The sequence below is a fragment of the Marinimicrobium sp. UBA4509 genome (genome assembly GCF_002388575.1).
Lineage (GTDB): Bacteria > Pseudomonadota > Gammaproteobacteria > Pseudomonadales > Cellvibrionaceae > Marinimicrobium > Marinimicrobium koreense.
The window spans coordinates 46740-48290 of sequence record NZ_DGMV01000049.1 but is presented as its reverse complement, the minus strand read 5'-3'; the positions used below and the strand labels follow the sequence as shown (position 1 = coordinate 48290).

The 1551-nt window shown below is 57.5% G+C and carries 1 protein-coding gene; it reads left to right on the top strand.

From position 1 onward, the window contains the following. Window positions 1-137 precede the first annotated feature (137 nt). Complete coding sequence (locus tag B3520_RS07915) at window positions 138-1514, top strand: sigma-54-dependent transcriptional regulator (protein WP_286875826.1); 1377 nt, start codon at window positions 138-140, stop codon at window positions 1512-1514. Window positions 1515-1551: the final 37 nt, after the last annotated feature.

The following is a 1551-nucleotide window of genomic DNA, read 5'->3' as shown; positions in this document are numbered from 1 at the left end:
GCTTTGCGAAGCCAATCAGGCTTTAATACACTATGAACGCACGTCCGATGGACTCAGTGCATTCCACATTCAGTTGGCACACCCGGACCGGGCACTTTAATGGCCGACACCGACAGACTCTCTGACACAGGTTTTCTATGAGTAATCAACGCGTTCTGGTTATTGATGACGAGCCCGATATCCGCGAGCTGCTGAATATCACCCTCGGGCGGATGGGCATTGAGGCCGACTGCGTGGAAAACCTGACGTTGGCCAAGGAGCGCCTGGCACAGTCCCAGTACGACCTATGCCTGACAGACATGCGCCTACCTGACGGGAACGGTCTGGAGCTGGTGGAATTCATTCAGCAGGAATATCCCCGGTTGCCGGTCGCGGTGATTACGGCCCACGGCAGTATTGATACTGCCATTGAGTCCATGAAAGCCGGCGCCTTTGACTTTGTGTCCAAGCCCGTCGATCTGACTGCACTGCGCAAGCTGGTCAGCAGCGCGATCCAGTCCAGCCAACTGCCCCCCATGCCGCTGCCGGCCGAGTGTCCGATTATTGGCCAATCCAAAGCCATTCAGCATCTGATCGCCAGCATTCAGAAACTGGCCCGTTCCCAGGCGCCGGTGTATATTTCGGGCGAGTCCGGGGTGGGTAAAGAGCTGGTGGCCCGCTCCATCCATAAACTGGGGCCACGGGCCGCCGGTGAATTCGTGGCAGTAAACTGTGGTGCCATTCCCCGGGAGTTGATGGAGAGCGAGTTTTTCGGTCACAAGAAAGGCAGCTTCACCGGCGCTCACCAAGATAAGGCGGGCCTGTTTCAGGTTGCCGAAGGCGGCACACTGTTTTTGGACGAGGTCGCCGACCTGCCACTGGACATGCAGGTCAAGTTGCTGCGGGCGATTCAGGAAAAAGCGGTGCGCCCCGTCGGTGGGCAAAACGAAATCCGCACCGATGTACGTATTCTCTGTGCCACCCACAAGGCGCTGGATCAGGAAGTGCTGCAGGGCCGCTTCCGTCAGGACCTGTTTTATCGGCTTAATGTCATCCAGCTAAGGGTTCCACCACTGAGGGAGCGCAGGGAAGACATCGCCATGCTGGCCCGCCACATACTCGAACAGTTGGCCCGAGAGGTCAATTTCCCCACGCCGCAACTGAGCCAACCGGCCATGAAACAGCTCTGCGAGTATCATTTCCCCGGGAATGTCCGGGAGCTTGAAAACATTCTGGAACGAGCGTTTACGCTCTGTGAAAGCCAGGTCATCGACCCGGTTGATCTGCACCTGCCGGATAATACCGACCCGATGGGTAACGGCATGGAACCCGCCAATGACGGTGCAGGCAACCATGTAGCCCGATGCGCGGAGTACCCTTCTCTGGATCATTATCTTCAGGAAGTCGAAAAAGACATCCTGTGCAAGGCGCTTGAGCAGGCCAAGTGGAATAAAACCCAGGCGGCAAAAAACCTGGGCATCAGCTTCCGGTCATTGCGCTACCGGCTACAGAAACTGGGGCTGGACGACGACTGAGTCGCCGCCCGAGCTTCGGACTACCAGCAGGCCTCTG

Coding starts and splice junctions, on each gene's coding strand:
- B3520_RS07915 (WP_286875826.1), top strand. CDS start 138: ATGAGTAATCAACGCGTTCTGGTTATTGATGACGAGCCCGATATCCGC.